This window comes from Zafaria cholistanensis (assembly GCF_008580665.1).
Lineage (GTDB): Bacteria > Actinomycetota > Actinomycetes > Actinomycetales > Micrococcaceae > Zafaria > Zafaria cholistanensis.
Genome location: NZ_BKDJ01000003.1, coordinates 175,224 through 194,439, shown reverse-complemented (window position 1 = coordinate 194,439; position 19,216 = coordinate 175,224). Strand labels below are relative to the sequence as shown.

General features: G+C 72.0%; 17 protein-coding genes. 6 read left to right on the top strand and 11 right to left on the bottom strand.

Annotation, left to right across the window (positions count from 1 at the left end):
• The first annotated feature begins 5 nt into the window (after nucleotides 1-5).
• Nucleotides 6-713 carry a GNAT family N-acetyltransferase gene (locus NCCP_RS04705; protein WP_149956082.1) on the top strand — a complete coding sequence of 236 codons (708 nt, stop codon included), beginning with the start codon at nucleotides 6-8 and terminating at the stop codon, nucleotides 711-713.
• A gap of 64 nt (nucleotides 714-777) precedes the next feature.
• Nucleotides 778-3,192: a DEAD/DEAH box helicase gene (locus tag NCCP_RS04700; protein WP_149956081.1), complete on the top strand. Its 2,415-nt coding sequence runs from the start codon at nucleotides 778-780 to the stop codon at nucleotides 3,190-3,192.
• A 74-nt stretch (nucleotides 3,193-3,266) separates the two neighbouring features.
• Here NCCP_RS04700 and NCCP_RS04695 read toward each other — a convergent pair whose 3' ends face one another.
• The 7 genes from NCCP_RS04695 to NCCP_RS04670 all read right to left on the bottom strand — a co-directional run bounded on the left by NCCP_RS04695 (nucleotide 3,267) and on the right by NCCP_RS04670 (nucleotide 8,926).
• Nucleotides 3,267-3,659 (bottom strand): Rv3654c family TadE-like protein, encoded by a 393-nt coding sequence (locus NCCP_RS04695; protein WP_263970123.1) that lies wholly within the window; start codon nucleotides 3,657-3,659, stop codon nucleotides 3,267-3,269.
• Nucleotides 3,660-3,879: 220 nt separating this feature from the next.
• The gene (locus NCCP_RS04690; protein WP_149956080.1) at nucleotides 3,880-4,230 is read right to left on the bottom strand and encodes a TadE family type IV pilus minor pilin; all 351 of its coding nucleotides are present in this window, start codon (nucleotides 4,228-4,230) and stop codon (nucleotides 3,880-3,882) included.
• Nucleotides 4,231-4,242: 12 nt separating this feature from the next.
• Nucleotides 4,243-4,584, bottom strand: coding sequence for a DUF4244 domain-containing protein (locus NCCP_RS04685; protein ID WP_149956079.1), 342 nt, complete (start codon nucleotides 4,582-4,584; stop codon nucleotides 4,243-4,245).
• 284 nt (nucleotides 4,585-4,868) lie between these two features.
• The gene (locus NCCP_RS14930) at nucleotides 4,869-5,393 is read right to left on the bottom strand and encodes a type II secretion system F family protein (RefSeq protein ID WP_172627297.1); all 525 of its coding nucleotides are present in this window, start codon (nucleotides 5,391-5,393) and stop codon (nucleotides 4,869-4,871) included.
• Between the two features lie 182 nt (nucleotides 5,394-5,575).
• Nucleotides 5,576-6,133, bottom strand: coding sequence for a type II secretion system F family protein (locus NCCP_RS14925; protein WP_172627296.1), 558 nt, complete (start codon nucleotides 6,131-6,133; stop codon nucleotides 5,576-5,578).
• 241 nt (nucleotides 6,134-6,374) lie between these two features.
• The gene (locus tag NCCP_RS04675) at nucleotides 6,375-7,628 is read right to left on the bottom strand and encodes a TadA family conjugal transfer-associated ATPase (RefSeq protein ID WP_225873676.1); all 1,254 of its coding nucleotides are present in this window, start codon (nucleotides 7,626-7,628) and stop codon (nucleotides 6,375-6,377) included.
• A gap of 143 nt (nucleotides 7,629-7,771) precedes the next feature.
• On the bottom strand, nucleotides 7,772-8,926 hold the full coding sequence (locus NCCP_RS04670; protein WP_149956076.1) for a CpaE-like family protein: 1,155 nt from the start codon (nucleotides 8,924-8,926) through the stop codon (nucleotides 7,772-7,774).
• Between the two features lie 459 nt (nucleotides 8,927-9,385).
• Between NCCP_RS04670 and NCCP_RS04665 the strand changes: the two genes are divergently transcribed.
• A complete protein-coding gene (locus tag NCCP_RS04665) occupies nucleotides 9,386-11,110 on the top strand; it encodes a bifunctional 3'-5' exonuclease/DNA polymerase (protein ID WP_149956075.1) in 1,725 nt (574 codons plus the stop codon).
• 28 nt (nucleotides 11,111-11,138) lie between these two features.
• On the opposite strand, the gene NCCP_RS04660 is transcribed toward NCCP_RS04665, so the two are convergent.
• The 3 genes from NCCP_RS04660 to NCCP_RS15075 are packed head-to-tail and all read right to left on the bottom strand — an operon-like array spanning nucleotide 11,139 to nucleotide 13,967.
• Nucleotides 11,139-11,840: an NUDIX hydrolase gene (locus tag NCCP_RS04660; RefSeq protein WP_414727701.1), complete on the bottom strand. Its 702-nt coding sequence runs from the start codon at nucleotides 11,838-11,840 to the stop codon at nucleotides 11,139-11,141.
• Nucleotides 11,837-12,658, bottom strand: a complete 822-nt coding sequence (gene nth, locus NCCP_RS04655; RefSeq protein WP_149956074.1) for an endonuclease III — start codon at nucleotides 12,656-12,658, stop codon at nucleotides 11,837-11,839. The genes NCCP_RS04660 and nth overlap by 4 nt, the downstream gene beginning before the upstream one ends.
• Before the next feature lie 10 nt (nucleotides 12,659-12,668).
• On the bottom strand, nucleotides 12,669-13,967 hold the full coding sequence (locus tag NCCP_RS15075) for a hypothetical protein (RefSeq protein ID WP_149956073.1): 1,299 nt from the start codon (nucleotides 13,965-13,967) through the stop codon (nucleotides 12,669-12,671).
• Between the two features lie 210 nt (nucleotides 13,968-14,177).
• Between NCCP_RS15075 and acs the strand changes: the two genes are divergently transcribed.
• The 3 genes from acs (at nucleotide 14,178) to NCCP_RS04635 (ending at nucleotide 17,802) form a co-directional block, all read left to right on the top strand.
• Nucleotides 14,178-16,175, top strand: a complete 1,998-nt coding sequence (acs, locus tag NCCP_RS04645; RefSeq protein ID WP_149956072.1) for an acetate--CoA ligase — start codon at nucleotides 14,178-14,180, stop codon at nucleotides 16,173-16,175.
• Nucleotides 16,176-16,261: 86 nt separating this feature from the next.
• Nucleotides 16,262-16,723, top strand: coding sequence for a type II 3-dehydroquinate dehydratase (aroQ, locus tag NCCP_RS04640; protein ID WP_149956071.1), 462 nt, complete (start codon nucleotides 16,262-16,264; stop codon nucleotides 16,721-16,723).
• 80 nt (nucleotides 16,724-16,803) lie between these two features.
• Nucleotides 16,804-17,802 (top strand): DUF2332 domain-containing protein, encoded by a 999-nt coding sequence (locus NCCP_RS04635; protein ID WP_149956070.1) that lies wholly within the window; start codon nucleotides 16,804-16,806, stop codon nucleotides 17,800-17,802.
• Nucleotides 17,803-17,851: 49 nt separating this feature from the next.
• Here the strand turns inward: NCCP_RS04635 and NCCP_RS04630 are convergent, their stop codons facing one another.
• Nucleotides 17,852-19,039 carry a MarP family serine protease gene (locus NCCP_RS04630; RefSeq protein ID WP_149956069.1) on the bottom strand — a complete coding sequence of 396 codons (1,188 nt, stop codon included), beginning with the start codon at nucleotides 19,037-19,039 and terminating at the stop codon, nucleotides 17,852-17,854.
• Between the last annotated feature and the right edge of the window lie 177 nt (nucleotides 19,040-19,216).

The window sequence follows — 19,216 nt, the reverse complement described above, 5'->3', positions numbered from 1 at the left end:
AGGCCATGGGATCGACTGCGAGCGACGAACTGATTGGGTCCTGGGTCACCGGCTGGGCCGGTGCGCGCGGGTACGAGAGCCGCCACGAGGGCCGCGTCCACGCCGCGCTCAGGCACGACACCACCGGCGACTGGGAATACGTCATCTACGAGCCCACCTCCGAGGAACTGGTGGCGGTCGCCCAGACGCTCGCCAAGCATCCCGCCCGCCGCCTGACTGTCTTCGCCGAGGATCTGCAGGGCATCATCGCCGCCGGGGAGGCCGCAGGCCTGTCCGTGCTCGCCGCGGACGAGGCCCTGATGGTCACCGAGATGGACGCCCAGGACGTCGAGGACCCGCTGCCGATGGAGGGGTTCTCCATCAGGTCCCTGCGCCATGGCCGGCATTCCTACGTTTCCGTGCATCCCGAGGAGGACCCGCGCACCGTTGCCGCCAGCGGCCACGTCTCGGTGGTCGGCGGCTACGCCGTCTTCGACCGGATCATTACCGATCCCGGATACCGGCGCCGGGGACTGGGGTCCCTGGTCATGCGGGCGCTCGCGGCGCTTGCCCTGGAGCACCAGGTCGAGGAGGGGCTGCTGATCGCATCCCTCGACGGGCAGGCACTGTACTCCTACCTGGGGTGGACCCCGCTGGGGAAGGTCGTGCTGTTCGAGGCCAAGCGCCCTGCCGCATCCGGCGAGCCCGCAGCCTCCCAGCCGGACTCCAGGTAGCCTCCGGCCCGGAACGGGGCGGAACGTCCCGGTCGGCGCCGTCGTGGGGTGCCACAATGAGGGCGTGACCGATTTGCGCACACTGGTGCCCCTGCTGGGCCACGGAACCGAACCGGAGGAGCTGCGCCACCTGCGCGTCCTGCCGGCCCGCGACGCCGTGCCCGGGCCGTGGCCGGACTGGGTCCATCCGGAGGTCGTCGCCGCCTACGGACGCCTGGGCGTGCACCAGCCCTGGCTGCACCAGGTGCAGGGGGCCTCCAGCGCGCACTCGGGCCAACACACGATCATCGCCACGGGGACGGCCTCGGGCAAGTCGCTGGCCTACCAGCTGCCCGCGGTCGACGCCATCCACCGGGCCGCGCTGGACGGGGCGGTCACGCTCGAGGCCAGCGGCGCCGTCGTGCTGTACCTGGCCCCGACCAAGGCGCTGGCCGCGGACCAGCTTGCCGCGGTGAACGCGCTGGGCCTGGGCACCGTCAAGGCCGCCACCTACGACGGTGACACCGATCCCGGCGAGCGCCGGTGGATCCGCGACCACGCGAACTTCGTGTTGGCCAACCCGGACATGCTGCATTACGGGATCCTGCCCAACCACACCTGGTGGGCCCGGTTCTTCCGGCGGCTGGCGTACGTGGTCATCGACGAGGCGCACAGCTACCGGGGCGTGTTCGGTTCGAACGTGGCCAACCTGATGCGGCGGCTGCGGCGGATCTGCCGCCACTACGGGGCGGAGCCGGTGTTTGTGGGGGCCTCGGCGACCAGCGCGGAGCCTCAGGAGTCCTTCGGGCGGCTGATCGGAACCGAGGCGGTCGCGGTGACCACGGACTTTTCCCCGCACGGCGAAACCTCCGTGGTGCTGTGGGAACCGCCGCTGACCGAACTCCGCGGAGAAAACGGGGCACCGCAGCGCCGGACCGTGGTTGCCGAAACTTCCGAGCTGCTTGCGAACCTGGTCAGTTCGCAGGTGCGCACGATCGCGTTCATCAAGTCCCGGCGGGGAGCGGAGACCATCTCCTCGATTGCCCGGCGCCTGGTGGACGAGGTGCATCCGGCGCTGCCGGCGCGCATCGCCACGTACCGTTCGGGGTACCTGCCGGAGGAGCGCCGCGACCTGGAGAAACGGCTGCGCAGCGGGGAGCTGCTCGGGGTCGCGTCGACCTCGGCGCTGGAGCTGGGCATCGATGTCGCCGGACTGGATGCGGTGCTGGTGGCGGGGTGGCCGGGAACCCGGGCCTCCTTCTTCCAGCAGATCGGGAGGGCCGGACGGGCAGGGCAGGACGCCTTGGCGGCGTTCGTGGCCAGCGACGACCCGTTGGACACCTACCTGGTGAACCACCCGGAGGCCATCTTCGACGTCTCCGTGGAGGCCACGGTGTTCGATCCGCAGAACCCCTACGTGTTGGGCCCCCACCTGTGCGCCGCGGCGGCCGAACTGCCCCTGCGTCCGGAGGAGACCGGTCTGTTCGGGCCCACCGCGGCCGGGCTGCTGGACGGGTTGGTGGAGCGCGGGTACCTGCGCCGGCGCCCGAGCGGGTGGTTCTGGACGCATCCGGAGAATGCCGCATCGATGGTGAACCTGCGGGCCGACGGCGGGGGGCCGGTAAGCATCATCGAAACGGAGACCGGCACGCTGCTGGGCACCATGGACGCCCCCGCCACCCACTACCAGGCACACACGGGAGCCGTCTACGTGCACCAGGGCACCACCTATCTGGTCGATGAGCTGAACGAGCAGGACCGCTGTGTTTTGGTCAGCCGGGCCGCTCCGGACTTCTACACGCAGGCCCGCGACATCACCACCATCGAGGTGCTGGAGACGCTGCGCAGCGAGCAGTGGGGTCCGGTGGCCGCGAACTTCGGCGACGTGCGGGTAACCACCCAAGTGGTCTCCTTCCAGCGCAAGGCCTTGATCAGCAATGAGATCTTGGGCGAGGAGCCGCTGGAACTGGAGGCACGGGACCTGTTCACCCGGGCCGTCTGGTTCACGGTGCCCGAACAGCGACTGGCGGCGGCCGGCATCCTGCCCGGAGAGGCACCGGGCGCGCTGCATGCTGCCGAGCACGCCGCCATCGGACTGTTGCCGCTGGTGGCCTCCAGCGACCGGTGGGACATCGGTGGGGTCTCGACGGCGCTGCACATGGACACCGGAATGCCCACGATCTTCGTGTACGACGGGCATCCAGGTGGCGCGGGGTTCGTGGAGCGGGGTTTCGAGCAGGCCCGGGTATGGCTCGGGGCGACCCGCGACGCCATCGAATCATGCGAGTGCGATTCCGGGTGCCCGTCCTGTGTCCAGTCCCCCAAATGCGGCAACAAGAACAATCCGCTGGACAAGGCCGGTGCCTTGACGCTGCTTGACCTGCTGTTGCGCGAGGCCGGTCCCCAGGCTGCCGGCCCGCACCCCGGCGGGGCCGCGCTAGGCGGGAACCCGGGGATGGCTGGGGACCCTCGGGTGGCAGGGGACCCGGCGGCTCCCTAAGGCCAATCGGCACCTGGCGCACCTGCCCACCGCCTGACGGACCCCGGGCCGGGCCGCCATGTCACTGCCTGCCCTCATGTCGCTGCCTGCGATGCCAGAGCCTGTGGCGGGCGGGGCTGGGGGATCCACGGGCGCGGTGGAGGTCCTGCCCGGGCGCGCCCGGTGGCGGCAATTCCCACCCCGTCCAGCCACTGCCAGCCGGAGCCGAACGGGGTGCTCGTCCAGACATCGACGATGTTTCCGCCGTCGCCGGACTGTTCGCACCGGTCGAGCAGGGCGCCGTTGCGCTGCGCGGTGGCGGCCGCGACCGCGCACGGTTCCCCGGGTCGCAGTCCGCGGGCGGTGTCGGCCGCCGCCAGGGCAGCAAGGTCGGCCGCCGTGGCCGCCCGGCCCGCGGCGGCAGCAACCGTGGCCAGGCCCAGGACCAGTGCGAGCGCAAGCAGCAGCACCGCAACCACCGCGGCCACCAGGACGGTCCCGGCCCCCTCGGAAGGCCCCAGCTGCCGGCCACCGGTACTCCGGCGCGGCCCGGCACTGTTTTTTCCGGCGCTGTTTCTTCCAGTCCTCTGCGTCCCGATCCGGTTCATCCCGATCCGGTTCATCCCGATCCGGTTCATCCCGATCCCGTTCATCCCAGGCCCGCCCATCCCAGTCCCGTCCCTTTGCCGGTGGCCGCTGCGGCCATGCTCATTCCTGTTCGCTCCGTGCGGAGGCCTCTGCCGTCAGCACGAACCCGCTCCCGCCGCCCGGCACCGGGAGCCCGATCCCCACGCTCACCCGGACGGTACGGAACCTGTCGCCACCACTGATGCCGACGGTGACCCCGTCCCCTGCCAGCCGCCGGGCCGTCTGGTGGGCCGTGGCTGACGCTTCGCCCCGGGCCAGTTCCCGGGCAGCGGCCCGGGCGGCCTGTTCCAGCCGCACTTGGGTGGCCCCCAGGGATCCGGCGCCCACAGCCAGTGCGACAAGGAGGGCGATGCCCGGCAGCAGCACGGCCACCTCCGCCGTGCTGCTGCCGCGTTGCCGTGACAGGTGCATCAGGCGCTGCCGTCAGAAGGACAGCGCCTGGCGGACGAGCCCCAGCAGCAGTTCACGCACATCCCCGCTGGTGAGAATGGTGACCAGCAAACCGGCGAACCCCACCGCGGCCAGGGTCACAATGGCGAATTCTGCAGTGGCGATCCCGTCCTCGCCGGTTCCCCGGCCCGGGGCCTCCGGAGGTGGTGGGGCCGGTCTTCCTGCCGCCAGCCGATCGCCGGAACCACGCTCGCTGGTCCGCCCGTCTTGGACGGACCCGCCTTGGACAGACGCGCCCTGGACAGACGCCCCCTGGACAGACGCGCCCTGGACTGACGAAGCGTTCCGTCCGCCCCGGTAATGGTGTGAATGCATGCCGTTTCCCTTTCCTGGTGGTTGTCGTGCCGGGCCGGTCCGGCCCTTTTCCAGCCTGCCGGGGATACCGCCGGCGTGCCGCGGAGGCTCCGGTTTTCTGGACGGAGCGAGCCGGCACGGCCGCTGTGGAGGGCGGACCATGCGGGCCGCGGAGCCCTGCCGAATGCGGGACCCCTGCCGAATGTGGAGGCCTGCCGAATATGGGGCCCTGCCGAATATGGGGCCCTGCCGAATATGGGGGCCGGGGAGGCGGGATGCAGCACCGGCGCCTGGTGCTGCGCCGTTCAGCCGAACTGGGGCAGCAGTGAAATAACCACAGGGACGATGCCCAAGCAGATGAAGGCCGGCAGGGCACAGAGCCCCAGGGGCACCACCAGCCGCACACCCAGTTCAGCCGCCCGCCGCTCGGCCCGCCGGAGGTGGGCCCGCCGTTCCAAAGCAGCGGAGGAGCGCAATATGGCCACCGACGGTGCCCCGGTCAGGTAGGTGAAGGCTAAGGCCTCCCCCACCCTGTGCAGGACCGGGGGCTGGCCCGCCCACGCCCGCTCCCACGGCATGGACAGGTCCAGCGAACGCACCACCCGGCGCAGCGGGGCGCAGCCGGGCACTTGCTCGGCGAGCTCCTCCAGGATCCGCGGAAGGGGAAGGCCGGCCGCCAGCATTGCGGCGCACAGTTCCAGCAGCAGTGCCGCATCAGCCTCGCCGATGGAGGCCCGGTTGCCGGCTGGCGGCCGGCTCCGCGCCCCGGGGGGCAAGGCGCGTTGGGGAGCGGAACCGCGGGCCTCCACTGTCCGGGTTCGCGGGGCCAAGGGCTGACCGTCCGGGGCCTGCCACCCAGGTGCTGCACCGGAACGGGTGGACCGGTCCTGCCGGGCCGGCCCCAACCTGTTGGGATCCCGGCCGCGGGACATCCTTTCGGCGCGAAACGTCCCGGCCGCCAGCCACGCGGCCACGGCCGCAAGCATCACGGCAGCCAGCGCCGGAGCCGCGCTCATGGGCTGTCCCGTTCTGCTGACCTGACCAGCTTTCCGGCCCAGAGCCTGTTGAGCGACCACAACACTAATCCCGCGCCCAGGCAGGGCAGGCCCAGCAGGTGGGTGGTGAAGACAACCAGCGGCTCGGCACCCATGAGCTGGGCCAGTCCCAGACCGAACAGCGGGAGCCATGACAGGAGCCGCTGGGTGGCGCGCGGCCCGGCCATGACGGCCTCCAGCGAACGGCGCCGGTCCTCCGTGGCTTCGAGCTGGTCCGCCACCCGGTCCAGCAACTCGGCCGGGGCGGCTCCCACCCCCTCCGCCAGGCGCAACGACCACACGACCCGCTCCCACGCCGCCGCCGATGCCGCCGATGCCCCCAGGGTCCCCCGGACGTGGCGTGTCAGGCCGGCCGAAGTCGGCAGGCCCATCCCGTGGGCGGCAAGGGCGGCGCGGCACGCTGCTGTGATATCCGCGGTCCCCGACCCGGCACCGTCGCGCCACGCCCGCTCGAGTAACGTCCACGCCTCAGCGGGAGACCGGCCCGAACGCAGCAGGGAGGCCAGTTGGCGCACGGCCCGGATGTGCTGCTCCAGCCCCGCATCGGGACCGGAACGCCTCCAGGGGGGCCGGGCTCGCCGCGACCTACCCGACGGCGACGGGCGGGAGGGAGGCAAGAGGTTTGGCGGCGGGACGAAACCGGCCCCGCCGGCCCAGGGGTGGCCGGGCACACGCCTGCCCGGGGCCCCCGCTCCCGGGAGGACCAGCCATGCCGCGGCCGCGGCAAGGAGCGCGGCGGCCGCCACCATCATGGGGTCACCATGGCGGCGGGACCGAACGCTCGGCCAGGGCCTGCCGGAACCATCCGGCGGCGGGGCCCATTTCCAGGCGGCCATCGGGACTTCGCCTGGCCACGGTCACGACGCCCAGTCCCCTGCCGCCGGGCCCCTGCCCCTGCCCTGGCCCCTGCCCCTGCCCTGGCCCGTGGCCCGGCTCAGGCCCGTAGTCCGGTCCCGCCCCGTGGCCCGGACCCGTCCCGGCCGCGTCGGCACCTTGGACCACGCGGCCGATCTCCACCGGCATCCGCCGTCCGCCTGTCCGGGCCATGTGCACCACCACGTCCAAGGCGCTGGCCGCCTGCAGGGCGACGGCCTCGGGCCCCATACCGGCCAGGGCTCCCATGGCAGCCAACCGGGCGGGGACCGCTCCGGCCGAACTGGCGTGGATGGTCCCGCCGGCGCCGTCGTGGCCCGTGTTCATCGCCCCGAGAAACTCGCGAACCTCGGCGCCCCGGCATTCGCCGACCACCAGCCGGTCGGGCCGCATGCGCAGGGCCTGGCGCACCAGGTCGGTCAGGGTGACCTGCCCGGCGCCCTCAATGTTGCCGGTGCGGCACTGAATGCCCACCACGTGGGGATGCTCCGGCACCAGTTCCTGGGCATCCTCCACGAGAAGGAGCCGTTCGGCCGGGTCCGCAGCGGACAGCATCGCGCCCAGCAGTGTGGTCTTGCCGCTGCCGGTGCCGCCGCTGACCAGGAAATTCAGCCGTGCGGCCACGATCGCCCGCAACGGGCCGAACCAGGCGTCGGCGGCCCCGTCCGGCAGCGCCTCCTCCAGCGCCATGGCGCGGTGGTGCCTCACCCGCACCGAGACGAGGGGACCACCGGTCGAGACAGGCGGCAACACCGCGTGGATCCGGTACCTGCCCAGCACGACGTCGGCAAAGGGCACGGCGTCGTCAAGCCGCCGGCCGCCGGCCGCAGCCAGGCGGACGGCGAGCGCACGGACCTCCTCGGGGTCCGCCAGCCGGATCCCGGCGGGGCGCAGCCCGCCGGGACCATCGACCCACACCGTGCCCCCGCCGTCGACGAGCACGTCGGTGGTGCCCGGCTCATCGGCGAGGCCCTGCAGCGGCCCCAGCCCGTGCAGGTCCTCCTGCAGCCTCCGTACCGCCCGCTGGGCGCTGCCGCTACCAACCGCCACTCCGGAAGAGCGCACCGCTCCTGCCAGGTCGGCACCGGAGAGCCGGCCGTTGACGGCGGCAGCACGGTCCCGGACCTCTTCCAGCAACCGTTCATCCCCGGGACCGGTCAAGGTGTGGGCGGTGAGGGCCGCGGAGCTCCAGGCGCGACGGCCCCTTCGCATCACCGGAGAGGGCTCGGGCCCGATCCCTCCGTACGCGCCGTCTCCCCCGGGCGGGCTACCCCCGGTGTTCATGCGGCCTGCGCCGGACCGGTCCGGCTCCGGCGCAGCAGCTCCTCGATGGGGGCCCGGACCCTGCGCCGTGCCAGGGCCGTGATAAGGCGCCCCTCCAGAGCGGAACGGGACACGATTCGCAGCCATGGCAGATAGCCGCCCAAGGAAAGACCAGCGGCTGCAGCCACCCGTCCCGCGTCCAGGCCCACACCCAGGCGGCCCACCACGGCGGCCTGCCAAAAAGGCCCTTCTCCGAAGACCGCCCCGCCGACCTGGGAGCCGTCCCGGGAGCCTGATGGCCTCCCGCCCCAGCTGGCGCCGCTCCGGACCCCCGGGACGGGGGTGTGCAGGCGCCCGGCAGGGAGGACGGCGAGCCCGGTGTCCGCGAGGGTGGCCAGTGCCGGGTCGATGCCCGCGGTGCGCCCGGCGTCAACCACGACCGCATCGAAAATCCTGCGCGCCGCGGAGACGGCCTCGCCCAGCAAGCCGGGGGGCAGGTCCGTCCGCGATGGTCCACCGGACCAGGTAAGGACCGCCGCCCCTTGGGCCAAGGGCAGCACTTCCGCCAGCTGGGCCGGCGGGAGCTGCCCGCTGGACCGGCCCAGATCCTCCCAGCCGGCCCCGTCGGGGATGTGCGGCTTTAATACCGGCCACATTCCGCAGCTGTGCGGATCCGCGTCGATGAGCACGGTTCGCGCCCCCGCCAGGGAGGACGCCCCGGCCACAAGTGCCGCAAGGGTTGAGGTCCCGGTCCCCCCGGCGGCACCGGCCAGAACCAGCACCCGGCCGGTTCCGCCACGCAGCCCCAGTTCGCCCAGGTACTCCCCCAGCCATGCGGCAGCCCGCGGGAGCACCGCGACCCGGGCCCCGGGACGTTGTGCCGCAACCCGCCACAGCAACTCCTCCTCCGGCGGATGCCCCAGCAGGACCACGGGCCGCGCGTCCCATCCGGGCACTTCGGCACCCGCGAAGTCCGGCCCCAGCAGCAATGCGCTCGCCGGGGTCCCCGGCGGAGGGACCTCACGCAGGACGGAGAGCCGGATGCCCGCAGCGGCGGCGACCAGCGCCACGGCATCGGCCAGCGCATCGTCCCCGGTGGCCAGCAGGCAGCCTGCTTCCGGATCCTGCGCCTCCGCGTTGACTGGGCCCCGGATGCGCGTGCCCCTCTCCACCGCGCCCTTTGCGGCCCCCTCCACCGTGTCCCGCGCGGCGGCACCGGGATGCGCACGGGACGGGAGCCCGGGGAGAGGAACAGGCGCGGCACGGGAAAACGCCGCGACGAGGGGCATGGCAAGGGAGGGCACCTTCGGCGGGGCCGCCACGAAGGGCCGGCCATCGGGTGCGCGGCGGTTCCGGCCCGGCCCGGCGCGGGAGACGGCGTTCCGGTCCATTCCCCCGTCCCCGCCTCCGTTTCCGTCCCGGTCTCCATTCCCCCGGGCACCGTCCCTCTGTCCCGTCCGGGCCCCGTTCCATCGCAGATCCTCCATGCCCTCAGGCTGCTCTCCTCGCGGGGTGCCGGAGGATCCCTGGCAGCCCCATTGGGGGCGAAGGGGCTCCGTGGGCGCCAGGGCCGCGGCTGTGGAGGGGACGTGCTGCGCCGGCCTGCCTCAGGCGTCGGGCACAATGGTCGAATGCCCCGCTACGCCGTTCTGGCTACCCACTCGCTGACGCCGCCGGCCCCGGGGCCCGGGGCGGAGGCCGGCGGGCCCACCGCCGTCGTACTGCTGCTGGACGGCGCGGGAAAGGCGCAGGGCCCCCCGGCCGTCGTGGCGCGGGACCGGCTTCCGGCAGCCGTGGCCGCACTGGAGGAGCAGGGCGTGCGGTGGGTGTGGGAGCGTACCACCGACTGGTATCCGGACCTGCTGCGCGCCGGGGCGGATGTCTCCCGCGCCCACGACGTGGCCCTGTGCCGGACCATCCTGCGTTTTTCGGCTGCCGCCGCGGATACCGCCTACGTGCGGGACCTGCGTTCCCGCCCGGTCGACGACGGCCTCGAGGCCCCCGCCCACCTGCTGCCGCCGACACGGGTATCCGAGCACCAATCCGCGCTTTTCGAGGAACCGCAGGACGATTCGACGGCCGCCGAGGCCGTCGCCGCCGAGTTCCGGGACCAGCTCGCGGCGCTCCCCCCAACCCCCGCCGGCCGCCGCCTGCACCTGCTGTTGGCCGCCGAGTCCGCGGGCGCGCTGGTCGCCGCGGAGATGACACACCACGGAGTCCCCTGGCGGCGCGACCTCCATGCCGGCCTGCTGGAGCGCGCGTTGGGCCCGCGCACCCCGGCCGGTGTCCGTCCGGCCCGGCTGGAGGAACTTGCCGACCAGCTGCGCGTCCTGCTGGATGCGCCGGGGCTGAACCCTGATTCACCGCAGGAACTGCTGCGGGCCCTCCACCGGGCGGGCATTGAGGCACACAGCACCCGCCAGTGGGAATTGGAGGAGTTTACCCACCCGGCCATCGCCCCGCTGCTGCGCTACAAGAAGCTGTCGCGCCTCCACACCGCCAACGGCTGGGCCTGGCTGGATACCTGGATCGCGGACGGGCGGTTCCGCCCGGAGTACGTTGTCGGTGGCGTGGTCACCGGGCGCTGGGCCTCGCGTGGCGGTGGGGCGCTGCAGATCCCGCACGCGGTCCGCGCCGCCGCCCGCGCCGACCCCGGCAGGATGCTGGTGGTGGCGGACGCGGCGCAACTGGAACCGCGCATTCTTGCCGTCCTCGCCAGGGACACCGCGCTCGCCGCTGCCGCGCGCGGCAGCGACCTCTACCAAGGGATCGCCGACCTCGGCTTTGGGGGCGACCGCGCCCACGCAAAGATGGCGGTGCTGGGGGCCATGTATGGGGCCACCACGGGCGAGTCGGGGCGGCTGATGCCGCAGCTGGCAGCCACGTTCCCCCGCGCGGTGGGCTTCGTGGAGAAGGCTGCCCGGCAGGGTGAAACCGGGGGCACGGTCAGCTCCCACCTGGGCCGGTGCAGTCCGCCGCCGTCGGAGCGCTGGCGGGCTGCCCAGCGCACGGAAACCGCCGAGCAGCAGCGGCGCGCGGACCAACTGGCACGCGCCCGCGGGCGCTTTACGCGCAACTTCGTGGTCCAGGCCAGTGCGGCGGAGTGGGCGCTGTGCTGGCTCGGCGAATTGCGGCGCCGGCTGCGCGCGGAGCGGGCCGCCGGACGCGACCTCGGGGACCTGGTGTTCTTCCTGCACGACGAGGTCATGCTGCATGTGCCGGCCGAAGCCGCCGACGAGGTCTCGGCGCTGGTCCAGGAATGCGCACGCCGCGCGGCGGAGCTGATGTTCGGCGCCGTGCCGGTCGACTTCCCCGTGGGCGTGGCCGTGGTTGCCTCCTACGCGGAGGCCAAGTAGCACGGCGCCGTCCCCGGCGGGCCTGACCTCAGACGGACCTGATCAGGCGCTCCCGCGCCGGGTTCCAGGGCTGGGTCCAGCCCAGGTCGTCGAAGAGCCGGGACAGGACAATGCCCGTGAAACCCCAGATCAGGTGACCCTCAACGTCGAAGGCGGGCGAAGTGTGGCGGGTCTGGCCCTGCTTCACCACCGCCGAGAGTCGGTTGGCCGGGTCCAGCAGGTCGGCGACGGGGGCACGAAAGACGGTGGCGGATTCCTGCGGGTCCACCGCAAACACTTCCGAGGTCCGGCGCCACCAGCCCAGCACGGGGGTGACGAGGAAGTTGCTGACCGGCAACTCCGCCGCCGGCAGCTGTCCGAGGATTTCGACGCCGGACGGGTCCAGTCCGGTTTCCTCCTCCGCCTCGCGCAGCGCCGCGTCCCGTGCGGAGCGGTCCGTGGGGTCGATCTTTCCGCCGGGGAACGCAATCTGGCCGGGGTGCTTGCGCAGCGAATCCGCACGCTGCACGAACAGCACGTCCAGGTCGGCCGGCACCGCCGGGGAGGCACGGTGGGCCGGGACGTCATCGAGCCGGCCAAACAGAATCAGGACGGCGGCGCGCCTGGCTTGGGCGGGGTCCATGCCGCGGAAGATCCACGTCTCCGGCATGCGGCTGATCCCGCCGTGGCCTGCCTGCGCCCGCGGCCGGTGCCGTTCGACCAGGGCCAGGAGTTCCTCGCGCGCGCTCACGGGTCCAGCCCGTAGCCCATGGCACGCAGCTCGCGCCGCGTTTTTCCGGCGCGCATCAGTTCCAGCAGGTCCGTCCGGCCGGGGGCCAGTTCGTACTTCAGCAGCGCTTTGGCCTTTGCCGGGTCGGTTTCGCCTTCCCCGTAGGACGGGCACAGCGTGGCCACCGGGCAGGCTCCGCAGGCGGGCCTGCGCGCATGGCACACGCGCCGGCCGTGGAAGATCACGCGATGGGAGAGCATGGTCCAGTCCCGGCGCTCGAACAGCTCACCCACGGCATGCTCCACCTTCACGGGATCCGTTTCGTCGGTCCAGCCGAAACGCCGGGCCAGCCGCCCGAAGTGGGTGTCGACGGCAATGCCGGGGACCCCAAAGCCGTTGCCCAGGACAACGTTCGCGGTTTTGCGTCCGACCCCCGGCAGCGTCACCAGGTCCTCCAGCCGCCCGGGGACCTTGCCGTCGTACTCGTCGACCAGGCGGCGGGACAGGGCCATCAGGCTGTCCGCCTTCGCCCGGAAGAAACCGGTGGGCCGGATCAGGGCCCGCAACTCTTCAAGGTCCGCCTCCGCCAGGGCAAACGCCGTGGGGTAGCGGGCGAAAAGGGCCGGGGTGGTCGCGTTGACGCGCACGTCGGTGGTCTGCGCGGAGAGCACCGTCGCCACCACCAGTTCGAAGGGGTTCGCGAAATCGAGTTCGGGGACGGCGTACGGGTAAGCCTCCCCGAGGATCCTGTTAATCTTCCGGGCCCGGCGCTTGAGTGCCAGCGGGCTTTCGCGGACGGGCGGGATCGCGGATCCCGTCCTTTTTCCTGCACCGGGCATGGGTGCGGGATCAGGCACGTTCCACGTGGGCCAGGTCGCGCAGCACGCCAAGGCGGCCGTCCGTGTCCTGAACCAGGAACTCGTCTCCGCGGTCCTCGAGGGCCAGGATCCAGGCGCCCGGGTGGAGCGTGAACGCCACCGCCCCGGTGGTCTCGTCAAGGGCGTAACGGGTTTGCGGAACGGCGAACCAGAACGCCTGGTAGCTGGTCGGGACTTCCTCATGCAGGCTGGCCGCGAACGGCTCGTCACCGCTTTCTGCCGCGGCGGGCGTGACGGCAGGCACAGACAGGGTGGCCGGGGACGATGCGGCGCCGGCGGAAGGTGCCGCTTCCCGGGACAGCTCATCCTGTGGCTGCTCCTGCCCGGCCTGCGCGGTCCGGTCCGAACGCTCCACCGTCTGGACCGTCGCCGGTGCCGAGGCCCGCGAATCGGCCCATGCCGAGGCCCTGCCGGGCTGGCCGGAGTCCCCGCTGGACTGCGCGGCCACAGACGGCACGGCACCGGTGTCCTGCACCGCGCCGGATTCCGGCAGGGCACCCGTTTCCGGCAGAAGGTGGGCGGACTGCTCCTGTCCGGCCGGGGCCGAACGCTCCGCAGCAGGGGCCGGAGCCGACGCCAGGGCCGGGGCCGGAGCCGACGCCATGGCCGGGGCGGGCGAATCGGCCCAACCCGTGGCGCCTGCGGGCTGGCTGGAGCCGGAGCCCGTGCCCGGAGAGGCAGCCGCTGCCGGTGCGGATGCGGCCGTCCCGGCAGCGGAAGGCGCGGACGCCGAGACAGCCGGTCCGGGCTTCGGGAAGGCCGGGGCAGCCGCGGTCCGGAGGGCCACCGGCCGGACCGGGCGGGTCAGCAGGTGCCCGGGCGCAGGCTCGAAGTCAGCGGAGAAGGCCGGAATGAAGGGAGTCAGGGTGGTCGCGGCAAGGAAGGCCAGGGCCCCGAACAGGCCCAGCAGGTAAGCCCCGTTCAACGAGCCCACCACTGCGAAGAAGAAGTAGGCCACGGACAGGACCGCGGAGATGGACCCCAGTTGGTCCAGCGCCAGCGACCCCACGCGCACCACGGGCCTCCCCACCAGGCGGCGCCAGACAAATCCGCCAGCCACGGCCAGCGGCAGGATCAGGGTCACCCCCAGGTGGAACAGCGTCCCGGGAAAAACCCAGAGGTTCGCAAACACCGTGCTGGAGACCTGGAACGGGAGGACCGACCCGACGAGCAGCAACAGTGCACCGCCCAGCAGGACGGCCTCGCGCAGGGTGAACGGTCCCGCGACGGCGTGCGCCTCGCCGGAACCCTTGGACGTCTGGTGCGACATGGTCGTTCCCTCCCCTATTCTCGGCATCGCGGGCGCTGCGCCCGCGGGAGACTGCCTCCAGCCTAGTCCGGAGAATCGCTTGGAGCACGCAGACCGTCCGGCGCTCCCCCGCAACCGGTCAGCGACTGCCTGTGTGACGCCCGACACCACCGCATACCCGCCCATGTAATGTGACAGGGAGCACGAAGACTCCTTTCGAAAGGACCCGCCATGTCGGAATCCTCCGCCACCCTCTCCAACCTGCTGCACGAGAACCGCAGCTTCGCCCCGGATGCGGCGTTCGCCGCCAATGCGGTGGCCGACGCGTCCCGGTACGAGGCCGCGGCCGCGGACCGCTTGGGTTATTGGGCGTCCCGGGCGCGTGAGGTCCTCACCTGGGAGAAGGATTTCACGCAGGTGCTGGACTGGTCGGGCGCCCCGGTGGCGAAGTGGTTCGCCGACGGCACGGTCAATGCCGCCTACAACGCGCTGGACCGGCACGTGGAAAATGGCCTCGGGGACCGGGTGGCGATCCACTTTGAAGGCGAGCCCGGCGACACGCGCACCTACACCTACGCGCAGCTGACCGAGGAGGTCAGGAGGGCCGCCAACGCGTTCGAGTCCCTCGGCGTGGCCAAGGGCGACCGGGTGGCCGTCTACCTGCCGATGATTCCGGAGGCGGTCATCACGATGCTGGCCTGCGCCCGGATCGGCGCGATCCATTCGGTGGTCTTCGGCGGATTCTCCGCCGATGCCCTGCGTTCGCGCATCGACGACGCCGAGGCGAAGCTGGTCGTCACCGCCGACGGCACCTTCCGTCGCGGCAAGCCCTCCCCGCTCAAGCCGGCCGTGGACGAGGCCCTGGCCCAGGAGGGGCACACCGTGGCCAACGTCCTGGTCGTCAAGCGCAACAACCAGGACGTGGCATGGACCGAGGGCCTGGACAGGTGGTGGCACGAGACGGTCGGCACCGCCTCCGCCGAGCACATTGCCGTCGCCCACGAGGCGGAGCACCCGCTCTTCATCCTCTACACCTCCGGGACCACCGGAAAGCCCAAGGGCATCCTGCACACCACCGGCGGCTACCTGGTCCAGACGGCCGCCACCCACAAGGACACCTTCGACCTGCACCCGGACACCGACGTCTACTGGTGCACCGCCGACGTCGGCTGGGTCACCGGCCACTCCTACGTCACCTACGCCCCGCTGGTCAACGGCGCCACCCAGGTGATGTACGAGGGGACCCCGGACTCCCCGCACCAGGGCCGCTGGTGGGAAATCGTGCAGAAGTACGGCGTCACCATCCTCTACACCGCCCCGACCGCAATCCGGACCTTCATGAAGTGGGGACGGAGCATCCCGGACTCCTACGACCTCTCCTCCCTGCGCGTGCTCGGATCGGTGGGCGAATCGATCAACCCCGAGGCCTGGATGTGGTACCGCGAGGTCATCGGATCCAACAACGGCCCGGGATCCGAGGGCGCCCCCGGCCCGCGCAAGGAGCACCCCGCCCCGATCGTTGACACGTGGTGGCAGACCGAGACCGGCGCACACATGATCGCGCCGCTGCCCGGGGTCACCGCGACCAAGCCCGGCTCCGCCCAGGTGCCCGTCCCCGGCATCGAGATCGACGTCGTCGACGACATGGGCGAGCCCGTGCCCAATGGCCAGGGCGGCTTCCTGGTCATCCGCGAGCCCTGGCCGTCGATGCTGCGCGGCATCTGGGGCAACATGGAACGCTACAGGGACACCTACTGGTCCCGTTTCGAGAACATGTACTTCGCCGGCGACGGCGCCAAGCGCGACGAGGACGGCGACATCTGGCTGCTGGGGCGCGTGGACGACGTCATGAACGTCTCCGGCCACCGCCTCTCGACCACCGAGATCGAGTCCGCCCTGGTCTCCCACCCACTGGTCGCCGAGGCCGCCGTGGTCGGAGCCAAGGACGAGACCACCGGCGAGGCCGTGGTCGCATTCGTCATCCTCCGCGGGACCCCGGGCGAGGGCGAGGACGTCGAACAGGTCCTGCGCACCCACGTGGCCAAGGAGATCGGCCCGATCGCCAAGCCCAAGCACATCCTCGTGGTCCCCGAACTGCCCAAGACCCGCTCGGGCAAGATCATGCGCCGCCTGCTCAAGGACGTCGCCGAGGGCCGCGACCCCGGCGACGCCACCACCCTGGCCGACCCCACGGTCATGGCCCAGATCGCCGCCGACCTGCGCAAGTAGGCCGGCACCACTCCCGGCAGCGGCGCGGCAGGCCTTTCACACGTGGAAGGTACGCCCCGCCGCCGCCGGGGGCCTTTAATGGACCCATGACTGAGAACAGCGCACCGACCGAAACCACGATCCTGGTCCTGAACGGCCCCAACCTGAACCTGCTGGGCACCCGGGAGCCGGCCGTCTACGGCAGCCGGACGCTGGCCGACGTCGAGGACCTCTGCCGTGCCGCCGCCGCCGCCGAGGGCCTCGGAGTGGAATTCCTTCAGTCCAACCATGAGGGCGCCCTGATCGACGCGATCCATGCGGCGCGCGGCACCGCCAGGGGAATCGTCTTCAACCCCGGCGCCTACACGCACACCTCGATCGCCCTGGCTGACGCGGTCGCGGGCGTGGAACTTCCGGTCATCGAGGTGCACATCTCCAACGTGCACAAGCGCGAGGCGTTCCGCCACCATTCCTACATCTCCCCCGTGGCCGCAGCGGTCATCGTGGGCGCGGGCACCGACGGCTACCGGCTCGCCATCCAGCACCTCGCATCCATCGTCCGCGACTGAACCAACTGCACCATCCGCCCCGCGGCGGGTCAGGGCCCCGCACCCGTGGTCCCGGCGGGCTCACCCTGGAAAGGAACGCCATGGAGAAGCACCCGGACCACCCGGACCGGGTGGCCGCGGAGGAGATCACCGAAGCCTGGGCCAGCTATGCCGAGGTCTGGTTCCAGGGCCACTCCGAGCTGTACACGCAATGGTGTTCGCGTACCGCCACGGACCCGGACCTGCTCGGCCGTGTCGCCACGTTGCCCGAAGACAAGCGCACCCCGCTGCTGGTGTTCGCCGCGGCCCGCTACCTTGGCTGCGGGGAGGTTCCGTTCGCCCGGTTCCGCGCGTTCGCCCTGGAGCGGTGGGAGGAGGTGGCCGGCGTCGTGCTCGGCCACCAGGTCCAGACAAACGAGCCGGCCCGCTGCGCAACCCTGCTGCCCGCGCTGGCGCTGGTTGCCGAACGGGAACGGCGCCCGCTGGCGCTGATCGAGGTGGGCCCCTCCGCCGGGCTGTGCCTGCTGCCGGACCTCTACTCCTACCAATACGACGGCGGGCCCCGGCTGGGGTCGGGGACGCCGCTGCTGCGGTGCGCGACCTCCGGTAACCCGCCGCTGCCGGACCGGCTGCCGGAGGTGGCCTGGCGGGCCGGAATCGACCTGAACCCGCTGGACGGCACCGATCCGGACACCGTGCGCTGGCTTGAGGCCCTGGTCTGGCCCGGCGAAGCGGAGCGGCTGGCGAACCTGCGCGCGGCGCTGGAAACCCTGCGCCAGGCCCGGCCCCGGCCCGTGCTGGAGCGCGGGGACCTGAACGAACGCATCGCCGACCTGGTGGGCCGGGCCCCGGAAGGATCCACCCCGGTCGTCTTCCATTCCGCGGTGCTGGCCTATCTGTCCCCGGCGGACCGCGCGCGCTTCTCCCGGACCGTGCGCGGGCTCGACTGCCACTGGGTCTCCAACGAGTCCTTCTTCCTGGATAAGGCCGGAGATACCTCGCCCGCCTCCCGGGAAGGGTACTTCACGCTCTCCCTGGACGGGACGCCGCTGGCGCACACCGGACCGCACGGCGCGGAACTGCACTGGCTCCCGCGCTGACAGGTCCGGCTGCCCGCACCGGGTCACGCGGGATGCCGGCGGCTGGCCCCTAGTCGACCGAGCAGGCGCCCGTGGAGACCGTTTCGGTGAGGTCCGGCGAATCGAGCACCAGCGGCTCCACCTCGTCCAGGCCCAGCGCGTAGCCCACATCCAGCCCGCCCGCGGCCTTGGCAAAGACCACGCCGGTCAGGCGGCCCTGGGGGTCCAGCAGCGGGCCGCCGGAATTGCCCTGCCGGACCTCCGCCCCGATCTGGTAAATCTGCAGGGGGGAAGGATCCGCGCCGTAGATGTTCTGCACGCTGACCGTGCGCAGCGACTGCACCACGGCCGGTTCGACGCTGAACGGGCCCCCGGCCGGGAAACCCATGAACACGGCCGTGTCGCCGGTGGAAAGGCTTTCCCCGACCGGCACGGGCGCCAGGTCCAGTCCGTCCACGGAAAGCACGGCCAGGTCCCGAACGGAATCGAAATGGACCACGCGGGCAGGCAGGGCGCGTCCGTCCTGGGTGTTCACCACCGGGTCGGCGATGCCGGACACCACGTGCGCGTTGGTGACCACGCGGTCGGTGGCCGCGGCGAAGCCGGAACCGGTCTGGTTCACGCCGCACTCAAAAGCCGTCCCGGTGATCTTTACGACGGAGGCCTCAGCGGCCTCGACGCCGGCGGAATCGGGGACCCGGGCCGGGGCGGCCTCCACGGTGGTGGGCGCGAACGGCTCCAGCAGTTCGGGGATGGTCTGGCCCATGACCAGCGACCGCGCTTGGGCCATGGCGGTGTCCAGCGGGGTCGGGGTGAGGTCGCGAATGGACTGGATGACCCGCGAGGAGGCGATCTGCTGGGACAGCAGGGGCAGGCCCATGGTGGCCGCGGAGAAGGCGACGGCGGAGACCACCACGGCGGCCACCGCGACGTTCGCTACGCCGCCCAGCAGGCGGTCGAAGGACTTCAGCGCGGGCAGGTTCAGCCACAGCCGCACCCTGGCGCCGATCGCGGCACCGATCGCCTGGCCCATGAGGATTAAAACCACTGCCGTGGCTACCACCCAGAACAGGCGCCAGCCGGGGGCCGTGACCCAGGTGGAGACCACGGGGATCGCGAAGAAGGTGGCAACGCCGCCGGCAACGAACCCCACGATGCCGCCGAGGGTAACGAAGAAGCCCTTCCGCAGGCCGGAAATCAGGAAGCCTGCCAGGAAAATGAGCAGGAGGATGTCCAGCAAACCGAACCCGAAAAGCACCAAAGGACTCCAAACTGAAGCGGCCGTAAAAAAGCTCCGCCGGTATTCGGCCGGCGCGGCCGTACCCCACCAGTCTAGCGGTCAGCGCACCCGATGCCGGAACCCCCCTGGCCCTGGTCCGGCGGCTGCATTGCCGCCTTGGAGGCCCGGGCGCGGCAGGCATGAGAAACATCGCAA